The organism is Mycobacterium sp. E1386, from assembly GCF_001672745.1.
Taxonomy (GTDB): Bacteria; Actinomycetota; Actinomycetes; order Mycobacteriales; family Mycobacteriaceae; genus Mycobacterium.
The window spans coordinates 1-19,845 of record NZ_LZKH01000236.1 but is presented as its reverse complement, the minus strand read 5'-3'; the positions used below and the strand labels follow the sequence as shown (position 1 = coordinate 19,845).

General features: G+C 72.0%; 10 protein-coding genes. All 10 read right to left on the bottom strand.

The window, feature by feature from the left end; genetic code table 11:
• On the bottom strand, nt 1-5,692 hold a 5,692-nt coding region (locus tag A5709_RS24250), incomplete at its 3' end, for a type I polyketide synthase (protein WP_082974359.1).
• Nucleotides 5,693-5,696: 4 nt separating this feature from the next.
• Nucleotides 5,697-12,062, bottom strand: a complete 6,366-nt coding sequence (locus A5709_RS24245) for a type I polyketide synthase (RefSeq protein WP_068123015.1) — start codon at nt 12,060-12,062, stop codon at nt 5,697-5,699.
• Between the two features lie 51 nt (nt 12,063-12,113).
• The gene (locus A5709_RS24240) at nt 12,114-13,175 is read right to left on the bottom strand and encodes a type III polyketide synthase (protein WP_068123013.1); all 1,062 of its coding nucleotides are present in this window, start codon (nt 13,173-13,175) and stop codon (nt 12,114-12,116) included.
• Nucleotides 13,176-13,284: 109 nt separating this feature from the next.
• A complete protein-coding gene (gene argH / locus A5709_RS24235; protein ID WP_068123009.1) occupies nt 13,285-14,703 on the bottom strand; it encodes an argininosuccinate lyase in 1,419 nt (472 codons plus the stop codon).
• Nucleotides 14,700-15,920, bottom strand: a complete 1,221-nt coding sequence (locus tag A5709_RS24230; protein WP_068123005.1) for an argininosuccinate synthase — start codon at nt 15,918-15,920, stop codon at nt 14,700-14,702. Before A5709_RS24230 ends, argH begins: the two co-directional genes overlap by 4 nt.
• 16 nt (nt 15,921-15,936) lie before the next feature.
• Nucleotides 15,937-16,431: an arginine repressor gene (locus tag A5709_RS24225; RefSeq protein WP_067951245.1), complete on the bottom strand. Its 495-nt coding sequence runs from the start codon at nt 16,429-16,431 to the stop codon at nt 15,937-15,939.
• Nucleotides 16,428-17,357 carry an ornithine carbamoyltransferase gene (gene argF / locus A5709_RS24220; RefSeq protein ID WP_068122999.1) on the bottom strand — a complete coding sequence of 310 codons (930 nt, stop codon included), beginning with the start codon at nt 17,355-17,357 and terminating at the stop codon, nt 16,428-16,430. Before argF ends, A5709_RS24225 begins: the two co-directional genes overlap by 4 nt.
• Complete coding sequence (locus tag A5709_RS24215) at nt 17,347-18,528, bottom strand: acetylornithine transaminase (RefSeq protein ID WP_231987060.1); 1,182 nt, start codon at nt 18,526-18,528, stop codon at nt 17,347-17,349. The genes argF and A5709_RS24215 overlap by 11 nt, the downstream gene beginning before the upstream one ends.
• A gap of 14 nt (nt 18,529-18,542) precedes the next feature.
• Nucleotides 18,543-19,424: an acetylglutamate kinase gene (gene argB, locus A5709_RS24210; RefSeq protein ID WP_156673306.1), complete on the bottom strand. Its 882-nt coding sequence runs from the start codon at nt 19,422-19,424 to the stop codon at nt 18,543-18,545.
• Between the two features lie 77 nt (nt 19,425-19,501).
• On the bottom strand, nt 19,502-19,845 hold a 344-nt coding region (locus A5709_RS24205), incomplete at its 5' end, for a bifunctional ornithine acetyltransferase/N-acetylglutamate synthase (protein ID WP_197520225.1).

Below are 19,845 nucleotides of genomic sequence, written 5' to 3'. Positions count from 1 at the left end.
CGGCGGTGTCGAGGCGGGTGGCCACGACCACCGGCGGCTCGGCCAGCAGCGCGGCGTCGAGCAGGTCGAGCGCCTGGCGCGTGGACAGCGGGGCGAGCCCGGCGCGGCTCATCCGCGCCTTGTCGCGGTCGGTGAGGTTGCGGGTCATGGCCGACTCCTCTTCCCACATCCCCCAGGCGATCGACAAGCCGGGCAGGCGGTGGGCGTGGCGGTACCCCGCCAGGGCGTCCAGGAAGCTGTTGGCGGCCGCGTAGTTGGCCTGACCCGGGGCGCCCACGATCCCCGCCATCGACGAAAACATCACGAACGCCGAAAGATCCAGCCCCCGGGTCAGCTCGTGCAGGTGCCATGCCCCGTCGACCTTCGAGCGCAGCACCGCGTCGATGCGCTCCGGCGTCAGGGACGCGATCACCGCGTCGTCGAGCACCCCGGCGGCATGGAACACGCCGCGCAGCGGGTAGCGCGCCGGTACCTGCGCCAGCAACCGCGCGACGGCGTCGCGGTCACCGACGTCGCAGGCCATCACGGACACCTGGGCCCCGGCCTCACGCAGCTCGGCGACCAGTCCGGACAGCCCGTCCGCCCGCTCACCGCCGCGGCTGACCAGCATGACGTTCGGCACGCGGTAGCGCTCGACCAGGTGACGCGCCACCGCCGAGCCGGCCATGCCGGTCCCCCCGGTGATCAACGCCGTGCCGCCGGTCAGCCCGGCAGCCCCCTCGGGCATGGTGAGCACGACCTTGCCGATGTGGCGGGCCTGGCTGACGAACCGGTAGGCGTCCGCGGCGCGACGCACATCGAAGGCCTTGACGGGCAATGGCTTCAGAGCTCCGGCCGCGAACAACCGCATCAATTCCGCCCACATCTCCGCGATGCGGTCCGGGCCCGCCTCCATCAGATCGAACGCGCGGTAGGTTTGGGCGATCGCGTCCGGGTCGCGCAGGTCGGTCTTGCCCATCTCGATGAAACGCCCGCCGGGGCCCAACAACCGCAGCGAGGCGTCGGTGAACTCGCCGGCCAGCGAGTTGAGCACGACGTCCATGCCGGCGCCGCCCGTCGCGGCGGAGAACTTTTCCTCGAAGTCCAGGGTTCGCGAATCCGCGATGTGGTCGTCGTCGAAACCCATGGCGCGCAGGGTGTCCCACTTGCCGCGGCTGGCGGTCGCGAATACCTCGGCGCCCCAATGCCGGGCCAGCTGCACCGCCGCCATGCCCACCCCGCCGGCCGCGGCGTGCACCAGCACGCGCTCGCCGGCCCGCAGGCCGCCGAGGTCCGACAGCCCGTAATACGCCGTCAGGAACACCACCGGCACACCGGCCGCCTGGGTGAACGACCAACCCGGCGGCACCGGGGTCACCAGCCGCCGGTCGACGGCCGCCTCCGACCCCGTCAGGCCCAGGATGCCCATGACCGCGTCGCCGACGGCCAAATCGGTTACGCCGAAACCGATCTCGGTCACCACCCCCGCGCCCTCGGCGCCCAACTGCGCGAGGCCCGGATACATGCCCAGGGCCACCAGCACGTCGCGGAAGTTCACCCCGGCCGCGGCCACCGCCACCCGCACCTGACCGGCGGCCAGTTCCGCCGGCGGACCGGATACCACCGCCAGGTCCTCCAGCGTCCCGGCATCACCGGCGGCCAGCCGCCAGACCGACGGCGCTTCGGGGAACCGCAGCACCGGGTGCGCCTTGACCGGCTTCAGCCGGGCACCGTAGGCGACGCCCTCGCGCACGATCAATTGCGGTTCCCCGCAGCCGATTACGGACCCGAGGTCGAGGGACCCATCGGAGTCGACCAGCACCGCACGTCCGGGATGCTCGGCCTGCGCCGACCGCACCAGCCCCCACACCGCCGCACCGGCCAGGTCCGACACGTCCTCACCGGGCAGCGCGACCGCCCCCCGGGTCAGCACCACCAGCGGCCCGGACCCGTCGCCCCGGGACTGCAACACGCCCAACGCCTCGTGTGTGGCGGCGTAGACCGAGCCGACCACGCCCGGACCGTTCGACGCCGGCTGCCACATCTCGGGGGCCGCTTCGAGGCCGTTGTCCGGCAACGGAACCGGGGACCACACCGCCTCCAGCAGTTCGCCACCACCGGAACGCGCCGCCGCGGCCGCCGACAGCTGTGCGGCCGTGACCGGACGCGTCACCAGCTCGCGCACCGACAGCACGGGCAAGCCCGACGAGTCGGCCAGCTCGACCGCCACGGCACCCGTGCCCACCGGCGCCAGCCGCACCCGGACCCGCGACGCCCCGGCCGCATGCAGACACACCCCTTGCCAGGAGAACGGCAGGACGGTCTCGGCCCGCTCGTCGGCCACCCCCAAAGCGTGCAGGGCCGCGTCCAGTACCACCGGATGAATCCCGAAGCCGCCCACCGTGACACCGGCCTGCTGTGGGGCCTCGACCTCAGCGAAGGTCTCGTCGCCCCGCCGCCACACCTTCCGCAGCCCGTGGAAGGCCGGACCATACCCGTAGCCGCGCGCCGCCAAATCGTCGTAGGCGCCGGACACATCGACCGCCGTGGCGCCGACCGGCGGCCACACCGACAGGTCCGCGGCCGGTGCCGGCGAGCCTTCGCTCAACACACCCTGGGCGTGCAGCGCCCACTCCGGGCCGGCCTGCGAGTACACCGCGGCCGCCCGGGATCCCCCTTCGCCGGCGGCGTCCACCACCACCTGCACCCGCACCGTGCCGGCGGGCGGCAGCGGCAACGGCGCCGATAGCGTCAGCTCCTCGATCACCGGACAGCCGACCTCGTCGCCGGCCCGCAGCATCAGCTCCACGAACCCGGCGCCCGGGAACAACACCGTGCCGGTCACCGCGTGATCGGCCAGCCAGGGCTGGGCCGCCGTCGACAGCCGGCCCGTCAGCACCACCCCGCCCGAATCGGGGCGTTCGACCACGGCGCCCAACAGCGCGTGCCCGGACGCGGTCAGACCCAGGCCGGCGGTGTCCCGCCCGCCCACCGACTCGCTCGGCAGCCAAAACCTGCGCCGCTGAAAGGCATACGTCGGCAGGCCGACCCGGTGGGCGTCCAGGCCGTCGAAGGCCGCGGCCCAGTCCACGTCGGCGCCGGAGACGAACAGCTGCCCGGCCGCCAGCAGCACCGAGTCGACTTCGGGGCGGTCCTTGGGCATCGACACCGCCGAAACGGCCGGCTCGGTCGCCAGGGACTGTTCCACCGCGGCCGTCAACGCCGCGCCCGGCCCCACTTCCACGAACGCGCCGGCACCAAGCGATTCGGCCGACCGCACCCCGTCGACGAACCGCACCGGCCGGCGCACGTGCTCGACCCAGTAGTCGGCGGACCCGTATCCGGGTCCGGCCAATTGCCCGGTCACGTTGGAAATCAAGTCGATTCGCGGCGCCCCGGGCGGTATCCCGGCCAGCACCGCGGAGAACTCCCCGATCATGGGCTCCATGAGCGGCGAGTGGAATGCGTGCGAGACGGCCAGCTGCCGCACCCGCCTGCCGCAGTCGGCCAGCCGGTCGGCCGCGGCCGTCACGGCGGCCCGCTCGCCCGACAGCACGACCGCGTCGGGGCCGTTGACCGCCGCGACGCTCACATTCTCGTTCAGCAGCGGTGCGACCTCGGCCTCGGTGGCCGTCACCGCCACCATGACCCCGCCCGCCGGCAGCGCCGCCATCAACCGGCCGCGGGCCGTCACCACCCGCGCGGCGTCTGCCAGCGACAGCACCCCGGCCACGCAGGCCGCGGCGATCTCCCCCACGGAGTGGCCGATCACCACATCGGGCGTCACACCCCAGGACTGCCACAGCGCCGCCAGGGCGACCTCGAGCACGAACAACGCCGGCTGGGCAAACTCCGTGCTCTCCAACAACTCCGGGTCGTTGCCCCACATCACGCCGCGCAGCGGTAGCCGCGCGTGGGCGTCCACCGCCGCAACGGCCTCGTCGAAGGCCTGGGCGAACACCGGGAAGCGCTCATGCAGTTGGCGTCCCATCCCGAGTCGCTGCGAGCCCTGGCCGGGAAACACGAACGCGCGCTTGCCGACCGGCCGGGTGCGCCCGACCACCACACCGGGGCCCGGGTTTCCGGACGCCACGCCGGCCAGCCCGGCCAGCAGGCTGTCGCGGTCGCCGCCCACGAGCACCGCGCGGTGCTCCAGGGCCGCCCGCGTGGTGGCCAGCGACCAGCCCACGTCCGCGGCGCGCAGCTCCGGGTCGGCGTCCAGGTGGGCCAGCAGCCGCCCGGCCTGGGCGGCCAGCGCGTCGGCCGACCGGGCCGACACCAGCCACGGGATCACCGCGTCTTGTCGATCACCTTGCGGCGCAGCATGTTCCGGCTCGGCCGGCGCCTGCTCGACGATCACGTGGGCATTGGTCCCGCTGATCCCGAACGATGACACCCCCGCGCGGCGCTGCCCGTCCCGCGCCGGCCACGGCTGGGGTTCGGTCAACACCGACACCGCACCCGCCGACCAATCCACGTGCGGCGACGGCACATCCACGTGCAGCGTCTGGGGCATCATTCCATGCCGCATCGCCTGCACCATCTTGATCACCCCGGCCACTCCGGCAGCGGCCGAGGTGTGACCTATGTTGGACTTGATCGACCCCAGCCACAGCGGCCGGTCCGCCGGCCGGTCCTGCCCGTAGGTCGCCAGCAGGGCCTGAGCCTCGATGGGGTCGCCCAAAACCGTTCCCGTGCCGTGGCCCTCGACCACGTCGACGTCCGCCGCCGTCAACCCGGCGTTGGCCAGGGCGGCGCGAATCACCCGCTGCTGCGACGGCCCGTTGGGCGCGGTCAGTCCGTTCGAGGCGCCGTCCTGGTTCACCGCCGAACCCCGCAGCACCGCGACCACCGGATGGCCCAACCGCCGCGCGTCGGCCAGCCGCTCCAGCACCAGGACGCCCGCGCCTTCCGACCACGACGTCCCGTCCGCCGCGCCGGCGTACACCTTGCACCGCCCGTCCGGGGCCAGCGCCCGCTGCCGGCTGAACTCCACGAACGCGGCGGGCGTGGCCATCACGGTCACACCACCGGCAAGCGCCAGGTCACATTCACCGGAACGCAGCGACTGCGCCGCCAGGTGCATGGCCACCAACGACGACGAACACGCCGTATCCACCGACACCGCAGGGCCTTCCAGGCCCAACACGTAGGACACCCGGCCCGAGGCCACGCTCAGTGTGGAACCGGTCAGCCCGTAGCCCTCCAGCTCGCCCTTCACCTCTCCGCCGTAGCCGGCGTGGATGACACCGGCGAACACTCCGGTCGCCGAGCCGCGCAGTCCCAGCGGGTCAATGCCGGCTCGCTCCAACGCTTCCCACGAGATCTCCAGCATCAACCGCTGCTGCGGATCCATCGCCAGAGCCTCGCTCGGCCCGACCCCGAAGAAGCCAGCGTCGAAGTCCGCCGCGTCGCGCAGGAAGCTGCCTTGCCGGGTGTACATCTTCCCGGCCGCGTCCGGGTCCGGGTCGTACAGCCCCTCGACATCCCAGCCGCGGTCCGCCGGAAAGTCCGACACCGCATCGCGGCCCGCGTTCACCATTTCCCACAGCGTCTCCGGCGAATCGACCCCGCCCGCGTAGCGGCAGGCCATGCCCACCACCGCGATCGGTTCGGACAGCCGGCCTTCCAGCTCCGAGACGCGTCGCCGGGCCCGCCGGAGATCCGCCGTCAGGCGCTTCAGATAGTCGACGTGCTGCGTGGTATCCGGCATGGTCTCAGTTGCCGAGTTCTTCGTCGAGGATGGCAAAGAGTTCGCTTTCGGTCGCGGCATCGAGGTCGGCGTCAAGGCCCTCGGGGGCGGGGTGGTCGCCGGGGCCCAGGGCGGCGAGCAGGTTGTGCAGGCGGGCCCGCAGCGCCGATCTGTCGCCGGCGGCCCAGTCGGGCCGGCTGAGCAGCGCCTGCAATTCCCGGGTGATGTCGGTGAAGCGGGCCATCAGGTCCGGCTGGTCGGTCGCCGCCGTGCCGGCCAGTTGGGTGTCCAGGTGCCCGGCCAGCACCGCCGGCGTCGGGTAGTCGAAGATCAACGTGGGCGAAAGCGTCAGCCCGGTAGCCGTTTTCAGCCGGTTGCGTAGTTCGACGGCGGTGAGCGAATCGAAGCCCAGGTCACCGAATGCGCGGCCGGCGTTGACGTCGGCGGGATTGGGCAACCCCAGCACGGTCGCCGCGTTGGAGCAGACCAGGTCGACCAGCTCGCGCTGGCGCGCCTCGGGAGACAGGCCGTGCAGGCGCGCGGTGAGACCCGTCATCAGGGCGGTCGCATCGGCGTCGTCGATGACGCGCCGGGTGGTCCGGGCGGCGAGTTCGCTCAGCAGCGGGGGCAGCGCGGCGGCGTTGTCGGACAACGCAACCCGATCCACCCGGGCGGCCATCAGCACCGGGGCGTCGACCAGCATGGCGGCGTCGAACGACTCCAGCGCCTGCTCGGTGGACAGTGGCGCGATGCCGAGCCTGCTCATCCGGGCCTTGTCCCGCTCACCGAGGTGGGCCGTCATCGCCGAGGCCTGCTCCCACAGGCCCCACGCCAGCGACAAGCCCGGGAGCCCGTGCGATCGCCGGTAGGCGACCAGCCCGTCGAGGAAACTGTTGGCCGCCGCGTAATTGGCCTGGCCCGGGGTGCCGACGATGCCGGCCATCGACGAAAACACCACGAACGCCGACAGATCGAGCTCCCGGGTCAGCTCGTGCAGGTGCCAGGCCCCGTCGACCTTGGCCCGCAGCACCGCGTCCACCCGGTCCGGGGTCAATGACAGCACCAGCCCGTCGTCGAGGATGCCGGCCGCGTGCACCACACCGCGCAGCGGATACTCCGCCGGTATCCGCGCCAGCATCGCCGCGACCGCGTCACGGTCGGAGACGTCGCACGCCACCACCGACACCCGGGCGCCGGCCTGCTGCAGGCGATCAACCACCTCCGCCACCCCTGCGGCCTCAGCGCCGGCGCGGCTGGCCAGGACCACATGGGCGACGCCATATCGGTCGACGAGGTGATGCGCCAGCGCCGAGCCGGCCATGCCGGTGCCGCCGGTGATCACCACGCTGCCGCCGGCCAGGCCGCCACACCCGCTCAGCATCGCACCGGGCCCGGACGGGATGGTCAGCGCGACCTTGCCGATGTGGCGGGCCTGGCTGACGAACCGATACGCCGCCGAGGCGCATCGCACGTCAAAGGCCATGAGCGGCAACGGCGTCACGGCGCCGTCCCGCAGCAGACCGACGATCTGGGCCAGCATCGCCGCGGTGCGGTCGGCGCCGGCCTCCAGCAGGTCGAAGGCCTGGTACTGCGCGCCCCGATACCGTTCGGCGATGACGCGCGGGTCGCGGACGTCGGTCTTGCCCATCTCGATGAACCGCCCGCCGGGCGCCAGCAGCCGCAGCGAGGCGTCGGTGAACTCACCGGCCAGGGAGTTGAGCACCACGTCGACCCCGGCCCCGCCGGTGGCCGCCGAGAACTTCTCCTCGAAGTCCAGCGTCCGGGAGTCGCCGATGTGGTCCTCGTCGAAGCCCATCGCGCGCAGGGTGTCCCACTTGCCGCGGCTTGCGGTGGCGAAGACCTCGGCGCCCCAGTGCCGCGCCAGCTGGACCGCGGCCATGCCCACTCCGCCGGTGGCGGCATGCACCAGCACCCGCTCGCCGGCGCGCAGCCCGGCCAATACCGACAACCCGTAGAGCGCGGTGAGGAACACCACCGGAACTCCCGCGGCCGTAACCAGCGACCAGCCCTCCGGCACCCGCGTGACCAACCGCTGATCCACCACCGCCTCGGAACCGACCACGCCCAGCAACCCCATCACCGCATCGCCGACCGTCAGCCCCGCCACGCCGGGGCCGACCTCGACGACGACGCCCGCGCCCTCGGCCCCCAACTGCCCGCCGCCGGGATACATGCCCAAGGCCACCAACACATCCCGGAAGTTCACCCCTACCGCGGCCACCGCCACCCGGACCTGCCCGGCCTCGAGTTCCACCCGCGGGCACGGGCTGACCACCAGGTCTTCCAGCGTGCCCCCGCCGCCGGCATCCAGCCGCCAGCCCCCGGAGGGCAGCCACAGCACCGCTCCCCGTCGCGCGGGCCGCATCCGGGGGGCGTAGGCCACTCCCCCGCGCACCGCCAATTGCGGTTCGCCGCAGCCGATAACCGCGCGCGCGTCCAGTGATCCGTCGGAGTCGATCAGCACCACCCGGCCCGGGTGCTCGGCCTGGGCCGACCGCACCAGCCCCCACACCGCCGCACCGGCCAGGTCCGCGACGTCCTCACCGGCGAGCGCGACCGCCCCACGGGTCTGCACCGCCAGTGTTCCGGACCCCTCGTCGCGCAACCACGATTGCAGCTCACCCAGCGCCTCGGTGGTGGCCGCGTGCACCGACCGGACCACGTCGCCGCCGTGGGCGCCCGGCTCCCACAGCGTGGCGTCGGAATCATTGCCGCTCAACGCTATCGGTGCCCACGCCACCTCGAACAACCCCTCGGCGGGTGCGGCCGCGAGCGACAGCTGCTCGGCCGAGACGGGGCGCATCGCCATCGAACGCGCCGAAAACACCGGCAGCCCGGAGCCGTCGGCCAATTCCACCGACACCGCCCCGGCGCCGGAGGGCGCCAGCCGGACCCGCGCCCGCGATGCGCCCGCCGCGTGCAACGACACCCCCTGCCAGGAGAACGGCAGCATGGTCTGGCCCTGCCCCGCGGCGACACCGAGCGCGTGCAGCGCCGCGTCCAACAGCACCGGGTGTATGCCGAAGCCGCCGTCTTGCGCGCCGGCGTCGTCCGGCAGCGCGATGTCGGCGAAGATCTCGTCGCCCCGGCGCCACATCGCCCGCAGGCCGCGGAAGGCCCGGCCGTACTCGTAGCCCCGCTCCGCGAGCCGCGCGTAGGCGTCGGCCACGTCCACCGGCGCCGCGCCCGGCGGCGGCCACACTGACAGATCCCCGGCCGGCGGCACCGCCGCGGGGCGCACCACGCCCTGGGCGTGCAGCACCCAATCCGACTGAGCGGCGGCCGAATACACCGACAGCTCGCGCTGCCCCGACTCGGTGGCGGCGCCGACCACCACCTGCACCTGCACGCCGTCCGCCACGGGCAGCACCAACGGGGCCGACAACGTCAGCTCCTCGAGCGCCGCACAACCGACCTCGTCACCGGCCCGGATGGCCAGCTCCACGAACCCCGCACCGGGGAACAACACCGTGCCGCCCACCGGGTGGTCGGCCAGCCACGGCTGCGCGGCCGTCGACAGTCGGCCCGTCAGGACCACCCCGCCGGAATCGGGCCGCTGCACCACCGCGCCCAGCAGGGCGTGCCGCGCCCCGGCCAGCCCCAGGGTGGCAACGTCGCCCGAACCCGTCGACCCGCCGGGCAGCCAAAACCGCTGCCGCACGAACCCGTACGTCGGCAGGTCCACGCGCCGCCCGCCGAGACCGGCGATCGCGGCCCGCCAGTCCACCGGTAATCCGGCCACGTGGGCCTGGCCCGCCGAGAGCCAAAACCGTTGCAGCGAACCGTCGTCGCGACCCAGCGACGGGACCACGAACGCGTCGCCACCGCAGTCGGCCACCGTCTCCTCGACGGCGGCGAGCAGCACGGGGTGCGGGCTGGATTCGACGAACACCCCATACCCGGCCCCGCACGCGTTGCGCACCGCCCGTTCGAACTGGACCGGTTGCCGGATGCTGCGGTACCAGTAGTCGGCGTCCAGGCCCGCGGTGTCGATCAGGTCACCGGTGACGGTGGAATACAGGGCGACCGGGGACGACCGCGGCGCGATGCCGGCCAACGCTTCGGCCAGCTCCGCGCGGATCGCGTCGACGTGCCGGGAGTGGGAAGCGTAGTCGACGTCGATCCTGCGGGCACGCACGCCGGCGGCCTCGCAGTGCCGCATCAACTCCTCGAGCGCGTCCACCTCGCCGGACACCACCACCGCGGAAACCCCGTTGACGGCGGCGACATTCAACCGATCGCCCCACCCGGCGATCAATTCCTCGGCGCGGGCCAGGCCGCAGGCCAGCGACACCATGCCGCCCGCACCCGACAATCCCACCAGCAGCCGGCTCCGCAGCGCCACCACCCTGGCGGCGTCCTCCAGCGAAAGCGCTCCCGCCACATAGGCGGCCGCGATCTCGCCCTGCGAATGACCGATCACCGCATCGGGGACCACGCCCACCGAGCGCCACAACTCGGCCAGCGACACCATCACCGCCCACAGCGCCGGCTGCACCACGTCCACCCGGTCCAACCCGGGCGCACCCGGCGCCCCGCGGAGGACGTCGACCAGCGACCACTCCACGTGTTCGGCGAGCGCCTTCTCGCAGCGCTGCAGGTGTTCGGCGAAAACCGCCGAACTGTCCAGCAATTCGGCCCCCATGCCGAGCCATTGCGAGCCCTGCCCGGGAAACACGAACACCGTCTTGCCCACCGGTTGCGCCCGGCCCACCACCGCACCCGCGCCCGGCGCGCCGGCGGCCACCCCGGCCAGCTCCGCCAGCAAGCGCTCGCGGTCCGCACCCACCAGCACGGCCCGGTGCTCGAACAGCGACCGCGTCGAGACCAGCGACCACGCCACGTCGACCACCCGCAGGCCCGGGTCGTCGTTCGCCCGCGCCAGCAGCCGGGCCGCCTGGTTGGCCAGGGCGTCGGCTGACCGGGCCGACAGCACCCACGGCGCCGGCGCATCATCGCCCGCGGGCGTGGAGCTTTCGGTCTCCGGCGGCGGCTGCTCCACGATGACGTGGGCGTTGGTGCCGCTGATCCCGAACGACGACACCCCGGCGCGGCGCGGCCGGTCCAGCGCCGGCCACTCCCGCGCCTCGGTCAGCAGCGACACCGCCCCCGCCGACCAATCCACATGCGGGGTGGGCACATCCACGTGCAACGTCTTGGGCATCACCCCATGCCGGATCGCCTGCACCATCTTGATCACGCCGCCGGCGCCCGCGGCCGCCGAGGTGTGGCCCATGTTGGACTTGATCGACCCCAGCCACAGCGGCCGGTCCGCCGGCCGGTCCTGCCCGTACGTCGCCAGAACCGCTTGCGCCTCAATCGGATCCCCGAGGGTGGTGCCCGTGCCGTGGCCCTCCACCAGATCCACGTCGGCCGTCCGCAGCCGCGCATCGGCCAACGCGGCGCGGATCACCCGCTGCTGCGACGGCCCGTTCGGCGTCGCCAGTCCGTTCGAGGCACCGTCCTGATTGACCGCCGACCCGCGCAGCAGCGCCAGCACCGGATGCCCGAAACGACGTGCGTCGGAAAGCCTTTCCAGCACCAGCACGCCGACGCCTTCGGAGAAGCCCGTCCCGTCGGCCGCGCCCGCGTAGGCTTTGCACCGCCCGTCGGCGGCCAGTGCCCGCTGCCGGCTGAACTCGATGAACATCGCCGGCGTCGCCATCACCGTCACGCCGCCGGCCAGCGCCAGGTCACATTCGCCGGCGCGCAGCGACCGGGCCGCCAGATGCAAGGCCACCAACGACGACGAGCAGGCCGTGTCGACCGAAACGGCGGGACCCTCCAAGCCCAGCGCGTAGGCCACCCGCCCCGAGGCCACACTCAGCGTCGACCCGCGCAGGCCGTAGCGCTCCAGGTGTCCCGGCACCCGCCCCTGGCCGCCGTACGAACCGTGGAAGATCCCCGCGAACACACCCGTCGCCGAGCCCCGCAGGTCGGCGGGGTCAATCCCGGCCCGCTCCAACGCCTCCCAGGACACCTCCAGCAACAGGCGTTGCTGTGGATCCATCGCCAGCGCCTCGCTGGGCGCGATGGAAAAGAACGCGGCGTCGAAGTCGGCCACGTCGGGCAGAAAGCCGCCGCACCGGGCGTAGGACTTTCCCACCGCGTCGGGGTCTGGATCGAACAGCCCCGACAGGTTCCAGCCGCGGTCCGCCGGGAAATCGGAGACCACGTCGCGGCCCTCGACCACCATCTGCCACAAGGCCTCCGGGGAATCCACGCCCCCGGGGTACCGGCAACCCATTCCGACCACCGCCACGGGTTCGGTTGCCGCGGCGAGGTATTCGCGCACCTCGCGCTTCAGCCGCTCGTTTTCCTTGAGCGAAGCGCGCAGGGCCCTGACGAGCTCCTCGGGGTTGCTGTTCACGGGACGTGACCTGGGCGAGAAAACACGGGGTACAAGAGGTAATGCCTTAGCTCAATGCCAGCGCAACAGTACGAGTTCGGAACAGAATCCCGGACCCATCGCGATCATCAAGCCGGGGCTCCCGCTGGGTGGCGGCTTGGCCCGGGTGTCCCGCAACACGTGCAGCACGGACGCCGACGAAAGATTGCCGATCTCACCCAATGAGCGCCAGGTCAGTTCCAGGGCATCCGGCGGCAGGCCCAGGCTCGCGTTGATCGCCTCGATGATCTTCGGGCCGCCGGGATGGCTCACCCAGGCCCCGATGTCGGTCGTCGTCAGCCCGTGCGCACCGAGGAACCCAGTGACGTCCCGCTCGATGTGCTCCTCGACCACTTGGGCCAGGTCCTTGGCCAGCACCAGCTCGAACCCCGCGGCGCCGACGTCGTAGCCCATGGTCCGCAGCGAATCGGGATAGAGCGTGCTGCGCGAGTCGAGGATGGCGGGCCCGCCGGCGCCCACCTGTTCGGCGCGGCGGTCGCCGACGGCGACCACGGCGCCGGCCCCGTCGGCGAACAGCGCGCTGCCGACCATGCCCTGCAGCGTCGGCTTGTAGCCCGGATAGGTGAGCGAACAGAGCTCGACCGAGATCAGGGCCGCGGCGCCGTCGGGCGCCCCGCGCAGGTAGTCGTTGAGCCGGGCCACGCCCGCGGCCCCGGCCACGCAGCCCAGGCCGAACAGCGGCACCCGGCGCACGTCCTCGCGAAGCCCCAGCCGCCCGGCGATCCGGGCGTCCAGGGAGGGCACCGCGAGGCCGGTGACCGTCGTCGTGATGAGCACATCCAGGTCCTGGGGCCGCAGGCCGGCCTCGTCGAGCGCGCCCGAAAGGGCCTCGCAGCCCAGGTTGACCGCGTTTTCGATGAAGATCCGGTTGGCCAGGCCGAAGTCGTTCAGGCCGGGATACCGCTCCAGCGGCAGCACCAGGTGCCGGCTGTTGACCTTCGCGCTGGTGTGCAACTGCCGGACGATGTCCTCGTAGCCCTCGAACTCCGGGATGCTGACGAAGAAGTCGGTGAGCTCGCGCTGGGAATAGCGGTACGGCGGCAAAGCGCCGGAAACGCCAGCGACGACGCTCATTGGTCCCACCCCTTGACGACGAAGATCAGGGCCGAAATGTTCACCCGGATCACTTTCTGCGGGCAGTTTAGTCGGCATGCCGCCGCGCGGCACAGAAACGAAAGTCCTCTCATTCCCCGCCGCCGAGCCGCGCCCTGAGCTCTTCGGACTCGGCCAGGACGGCTTCGAGCTGCTCGGCGACCCGGACCGGCGCGGTCCCGCCGCGACGGTCGCGCGACGACACCGAGCCCTCGATCGTCAACACCTCACGGACCTGCGGTGTCAGCTCGGGGCTGATGGCGGCCAGCTCGTCGTCGGTCAGCTCGTCGAGCCCGACGGAACGCCCCTCGGCCGCCCGGACGGCGGCCCCGGCGGCCTCGTGCGCGGCTCGGAACGGCACCCCCCGCCGCACCAGCCACTCGGCGATGTCGGTGGCCAGCGTGTAACCGGCCGGGGCCAGGGCCGCCATCCGCTCGACGTCGAACGTCAGGCTGGCCACCAGGCCGGCCATCGCCGGCAGCACCAGCTCCAGCTGGGCGACCGAGTCGAACACCGGCTCCTTGTCCTCCTGCAGGTCGCGGTTGTAGGCCAGCGGCTGCGCCTTGAGCGTCGCCAGCAGCCCGGCCAGGTTGCCGATCAGCCGCCCGGACTTGCCGCGGGCCAGCTCGGCGATGTCCGGGTTCTTCTTCTGCGGCATGATCGAGCTGCCGGTGGACCACGAATCGTGCAGCCTGACGTAGCCGAACTCCGTCGAACTCCACAGGATGATGTCCTCGGCCAGCCGTGACAGGTCCACCGCGATCATCGCGAAGATGAAGGCGGCCTCGGCGGCGAAATCCCGGGCGGCGGTCGCGTCGATGGAGTTGTCGGCGGCCTCCGCGAAACCCAGCTTGGCGGCGATCGCGTCCGGGTCCAGCCCCAGCGACGAGCCCGCCAGCGCCCCCGAGCCGTACGGGGACACCGCGGCGCGCCGGTCGAAGTCGACGATCCGGTCGACGTCGCGCAGCAGCGGGTGCGCGTGCGCAAGCAGGTGGTGGGCCAGCAGGACCGGCTGCGCGGACTGCAGGTGCGTCTTGCCCGGCATGATCGCCGTCGGGTGCTCGGCGGCCTGGCCCGCCAGCGCGGCCACCACCTCCAGCGCCCCGTCGCCGACCCGGCGCACCGCGTCGCGCAGCCACATCCGGAACAGGGTGGCCACCTGGTCGTTTCGCGACCGCCCGGCCCGCAGCCGGCCACCCAGGTCGGGGCCCACCCGGTCGATCAGCCCGCGCTCCAGCGCGGCGTGCACGTCCTCGTCGGTCACCAGCGGGGTGAAGCTGCCGTCGGCCACGTCCTCGGCGAGGCTGTCCAGGCCGGCCAGCAGCCCGTCGCGCTGCTCCTCGTCGAGCAATCCGGCGTGAAACAGAATCACGGTGTGCGCCCGCGAGGCGACGATGTCGTAGGGGGCCAGGACCCAGTCGAAGTGGGTGGACTTGCTCAGGGCGGCCAGCGCGTCCGACGGGCCGTCGGCGAACCGCCCGCCCCACAGCGAGCCCTCGCGCGTGCTCACGTCGCGGTCGGACCTTCGTCGTCGGCCAGGTCTCGGCGGGACGCGATCTTGGACGACAGCCCGTGCACGTAGACGAAGCCCTTCGCGGCGGACTGGTCGAAGCTGTCGCCCTCGTCGTACGTGGCGAGGTTGAAGTCGTAGAGCGACTGGGCGCTGCGCCTGCCGTTGACGGCGATGTGGCCGCCGTGCAACACCATTCGGATCTCGCCCGTGACGTGCTCCTGGGTCTTCGCGACGAAGGCTTCCAGCGCCGTCTTCAGCGGCGAATACCAGAGTCCGTCGTAGACCAGCTCCGCCCAGCGCTGGTCGGTGTGGCGCTTGAAGCGGCCCAGTTCGCGCTCCAGGGTGACGTGCTCGAGCTCGGTGTGGGCGGTGATCAGCACCATCGCCCCGGGGGCCTCGTAGATCTCGCGGCTCTTGATGCCCACCAGCCGGTCCTCGACCACGTCCAGGCGCCCGACGCCCTGGCTACCGGCACGACGGTTGAGCTCCTCGATGGCCTGTAGCACGGACACCGGTTTGCCGTCGATGGACACCGGGACGCCGCGCTCGAACCCGACGATCACCTCGTCGGGGGTGTTCCAGTTTATGGTGGGGTCTTCGGTGTAGGCGTAGATGTCCTTGGTGGGCGCGTTCCAAAGGTGTTCCAGGAAACCGGTTTCCACCGCGCGGCCCCACACGTTCTGGTCGATGGAGAACGGCGAGCGTTTGGTGACGTTGATCGGGATCGCGTTCTCCTCGGCGAACGCGATCGCCTTCTCGCGCGTCCACGCGTAGTCGCGGACCGGCGCCAGCACCTCCAAATCCGGCGCCAGCGAAGCGAATCCGACCTCGAACCGGACCTGGTCGTTGCCCTTGCCGGTGCAACCGTGCGCGACGATGCTGCCGCCGTGCTCGCGGGCCGCCGCCACCAGATGCTTGGCGATCAGCGGCCGACTGATGGCCGACACCAGCGGGTAGCGGTCCATGTACAGCGCGTTGTTCAAGATGGTGGGCAGGCAGTAGCCCTCGGCGAACTCGTCGCGGGCATCGACGACGACGGCTTCCACCGCGCCGCAGTCCAGGGCGCGCTGGCGGACGACCTCCATGTCCTCGCCGCCCTGGCCGAGGTCGATCGCCACCGCCACCACCTCGCGGCCGGTCTCCTTGCCGATCCAGCTGATCGCGACCGAGGTGTCCAGCCCGCCGGAATACGCCAGGATGACGCGATCTGACATGAACCAATCTCCTTTATTAGGTGAGCTCTTCCAGGGTGCGGGCCAGCTCGGCGCCGGTCATCGGCTCTCGGGCGGCCACGAAGACCGTGTCGTCGCCGGCGATGGTGCCGACGACGTACGGTAGCGCCGCGCGGTCGATCGCGCTGGCCAAATAGTTGGCGCCGCCGGGCGGGGTGCGCAGCACCGCGAGATTGGCGCTCGCGTCGGCGGAGACCAGGAGTTCGCTCAGCAGCCGGGACAGCCGAGCGGTCCCGCCGGATACGCCGCGCACCGGGCTGCCGTCCTCGGGGACGATGTAGACGCCGACGCCGCCGTCGGCGCCGCGCAGCTTCACCGCGCCGAGCTCCTCGAGGTCGCGCGACAGCGTGGCCTGGGTGACCTCGATGCCCTCGTCGGCCAGCCGGGCCGCCAGTTCGCTCTGGCTGCTGATCGACGCCGACGACAGGATCGCGACGATGCGGTCCTGCCGGCCGGCCCGGGTGGTCTCGGCGGCGGCCTTCGAGCGGGTCATCGGGACCGCTCCAGCAGCCACACCAGCAGCGCCTTCTGGGCGTGCAGCCGGTTCTCGGCCTCGTCCCACACCACGCTGGCCGGCCCGTCCATCACCTCGTCGGTGATCTCGTCGCCGCGGTGAGCCGGAAGGCAGTGCAGCACAATGGCTTCCGGGTCGGCCAGGCCCAGCAGCCGCTGGTTGATCTGGAACGGCCGGAACGGGGTGCGGCGGTCCAGGCCGTCGCCCTCCTGCCCCATCGACGTCCACGTGTCGGTCACCAGGACGTCGGCGCCGGCCGCGGCGGCGTCCGCGTCCGCGGTCAGGGTGACCGAGCCGCCGGTGGCTTCGGCGCGCTCGAGCGCCGCCGCCGTGAAGGCGGGGGCGGGAGCGAAGCCGTCCGGCGCCGCGATGGTGATGTGCATGCCGGCGGTCACGCCGCCGAGCAGCAGCGAGTGGGCCATGTTGTTGGCGCCGTCGCCGAAGTACGACATCCGCAGTCCGGCAAGCGATCCCTTGCGTTCGGCGATGGTCTGCAGGTCGGCGAGCACCTGGCAGGGGTGGAAATCGTCGGAGAGCGCGTTGACCACCGGCACGCCGGCCACCTCGGCCATGGCCTCGAGCCGGTCCTGCTCGAACGTCCGCCACACGATGGCCTCGACGTAGCGGGACAGCACCCGCGCGGTGTCGGCCAGCGTCTCGTCGCGGCCCAGCTGCGTGCTGCGGGCGTCGACGACGACGGCGTGGCCGCCGAGCTGGGCGATGCCCACCTCGAAGGAGAACCGGGTGCGGGTGGAGTTCTTGTCGAAGATCACCGCGACCCCGCGGGGCCCCTCCAGCGGGCGGTAGCTGAACGGGTCCTTCTTCAGGTCCGCGGCCAGTTGCAGCACCTCGGCCTGCTCCTGGGGTGACAGGTCGTCGTCGCGCAGAAAGTGCCTAGGCGTCATCCGCGGCCCTGTCCAGGATGCCCGGCAACGCGGCGACGAAGCTGTCGAGCTGGGCTTCGGTGACGATCAGCGGCGGTGCCAGCCGGATGACATCGGGTGCGGCGGCGTTGACCAGGAAACCGCCCGCCCGCGCGGCGTTTTCGGCTTCCTTGGCGCGCGGCGCGGTCAGCACCATGCCTTGCAGCAGGCCACGCCCGCGCACGTGGTCGATCATGGGGTGGTTCAGGGACTCGATCCCGTCGCGCACCGACTTGCCCAGCACGTCGGCGCGCCGGACCAGATCCTCGTCGGCGATCACCCGCAGCACCGCCCGTGCCGCCGCGGCGCAGATGGGGTTGCCGCCGAACGTGCTGCCATGCAGGCCGGGCGCCATCAGGTCGGCGGCCCGGCCGACGGCCAGGCACGCGCCGATGGGCAGCCCGCCGCCGAGCCCCTTGGCCATGGTCACGACGTCCGGGGTGATGCCGTCGTGCTGGTGGGCGAAAAACGCTCCGGTGCGGCCCATCCCGGTCTGCACCTCGTCGAGCACCAGCAGCGCGCCGTGCCGCGCGGTGATCTCGCGCGCGGCGATCAGGTAGCCCTCGGGTGGGACGACGACGCCGCCCTCCCCCATGATCGGTTCGAGGAACACCGCGGCGGTGGCGTCGTCGACCGCGGCCGCCAGCGCGTCGGTGTCGCCGTAGGGCACGTGGGTGACGTAACCCGGCAACGGCTCGAACGGCGCCCGCTTGCTCGGCTGACCGGTCAGCGCCAGCGAACCCATGGTGCGGCCGTGAAAACCGCCCTGCGCGGCAACGAGATTGGTGCGTCCGGTCAGCCGCGACAGCTTGAACGCCACCTCGTTGGCCTCGGTCCCCGAGTTGCAGAAGAACACCCGCGTCGGCGCTCCGGTCTTGTCGGCGCCCAGCAGGGCCGACAACTCCTCGGCCAACGCGATGCCCGGTTCGCTCGCATACAGGTTGGACGTGTGGCCCAGCGTCGTCATCTGCCGTGTGACGGCCTCGATGACCGCGGGGTGGCGATGGCCGAGGACGTTGACCGCGATGCCGCCGAGCAGGTCGAGGTAGGTGTTGCCGTCCACGTCGGTGACCACGACGCCGTCACCGCTGGCCAGCGCAAGCGGCGGGGTGCCGTAGTTGTTCATCATCACGGCTTCCCAGCGCTGCTTCATCGCCACGGACTCAGTCACTTGCTCACCACCTTGGTGCCGGTGCCCGCATCGGTGAAAAGCTCGACCAACACGCAGTGTTCGACCCTGCCGTCGATGACGTGTGCGCTGGGCACACCCGCTGTCACGGCTCGCAGACACGCTTCGACCTTGGGAATCATGCCCGCCTCCAGCGTGGGTAGCAGTTGTGCGAGGGTGGCGGTGTCGATTTCGCTGACCAGCGATTCGCGGTCCGGCCAGCTGGTGTACAGACCCTCGACATCGGTGAGCATCAACAGCTTTTCGGCGCGCAGGGCCTCGGCTAGCGCCGCCGCGGCGGTGTCGGCGTTGATATTGTGCACCACGCCCTCGGCGTCCGGGGCGAGCGTCGACACCACCGGAATGCGGCCCGCCGCAATCAGATCCAGCACGGCGGCGGTGTTGACCCGCTCCACGTCCCCGACCAGTCCGATGTCGGTGGCCACGCCGTCCACGGTGACGCTGCGCCGCACGGCGGTGAACAGCTGCGCGTCCTCGCCGGTGATGCCGACGGCGTAGGGGCCGTGCGCGTTGATCAGGTTGACCAGTTCGCGGCCCACTTGGCCGAACAGCACCATCCGCGCCACGTCGAGCACTTCGGGTGTGGTGACCCGGAAGCCGCCCTTGAAACCGCCCGCGATGCCGAGGCGCCGCAGCATGGCGGTGATCTGCGGGCCCCCGCCGTGCACGACGACGGGGTGGATGCCGCAGTTGCGCAGGAAGGCCATGTCGGCGGCGAAGGCGTGCCGCAGCGTGTCGTCGGTCATGGCGTTGCCGCCGTACTTGATGACGACGATCTTGCCGTGCAGCTGCTTGAGCCAGGGCAGCGCCTCGGCCAGCACCTGGGCTTTGACCGCGGTGGACAGCTCTCCCGTGCGCAACGATATGCGCCGCTCTCCCCCGCAAGCGGGAGGTGCCCCCACCTCATCACTGCGTTCTGCATCGTCGCCGGCGCGCGTCATGAGCTGTATGCCGAGTTCTCTTCGACGTAGGCGTGTGACAGGTCGGTGGTGCGTACGGCCGCGGAGGCCTCCCCCACGCCCAGGTCGACGGTGATGTCGATGTCGGCGCCGGACAGGTCCACCTCGCGCGCGCCGGGCGCCCCGACGCCGTCGACGCACACGGCGAACCCGTTGAAGGACACGGTGATTCGATCCGGGTCGAGCGTGACCGGCGCCATGCCGACGGCGGCCAGCACGCGACCCCAGTTGGGGTCGGACCCGAACACCGCGGTCTTGACCAGGCTGTCGCGGGCGATCACCCGGGCGGCGGTCAGCGCGTCGTCGTCCGAGGTGGCCCCGG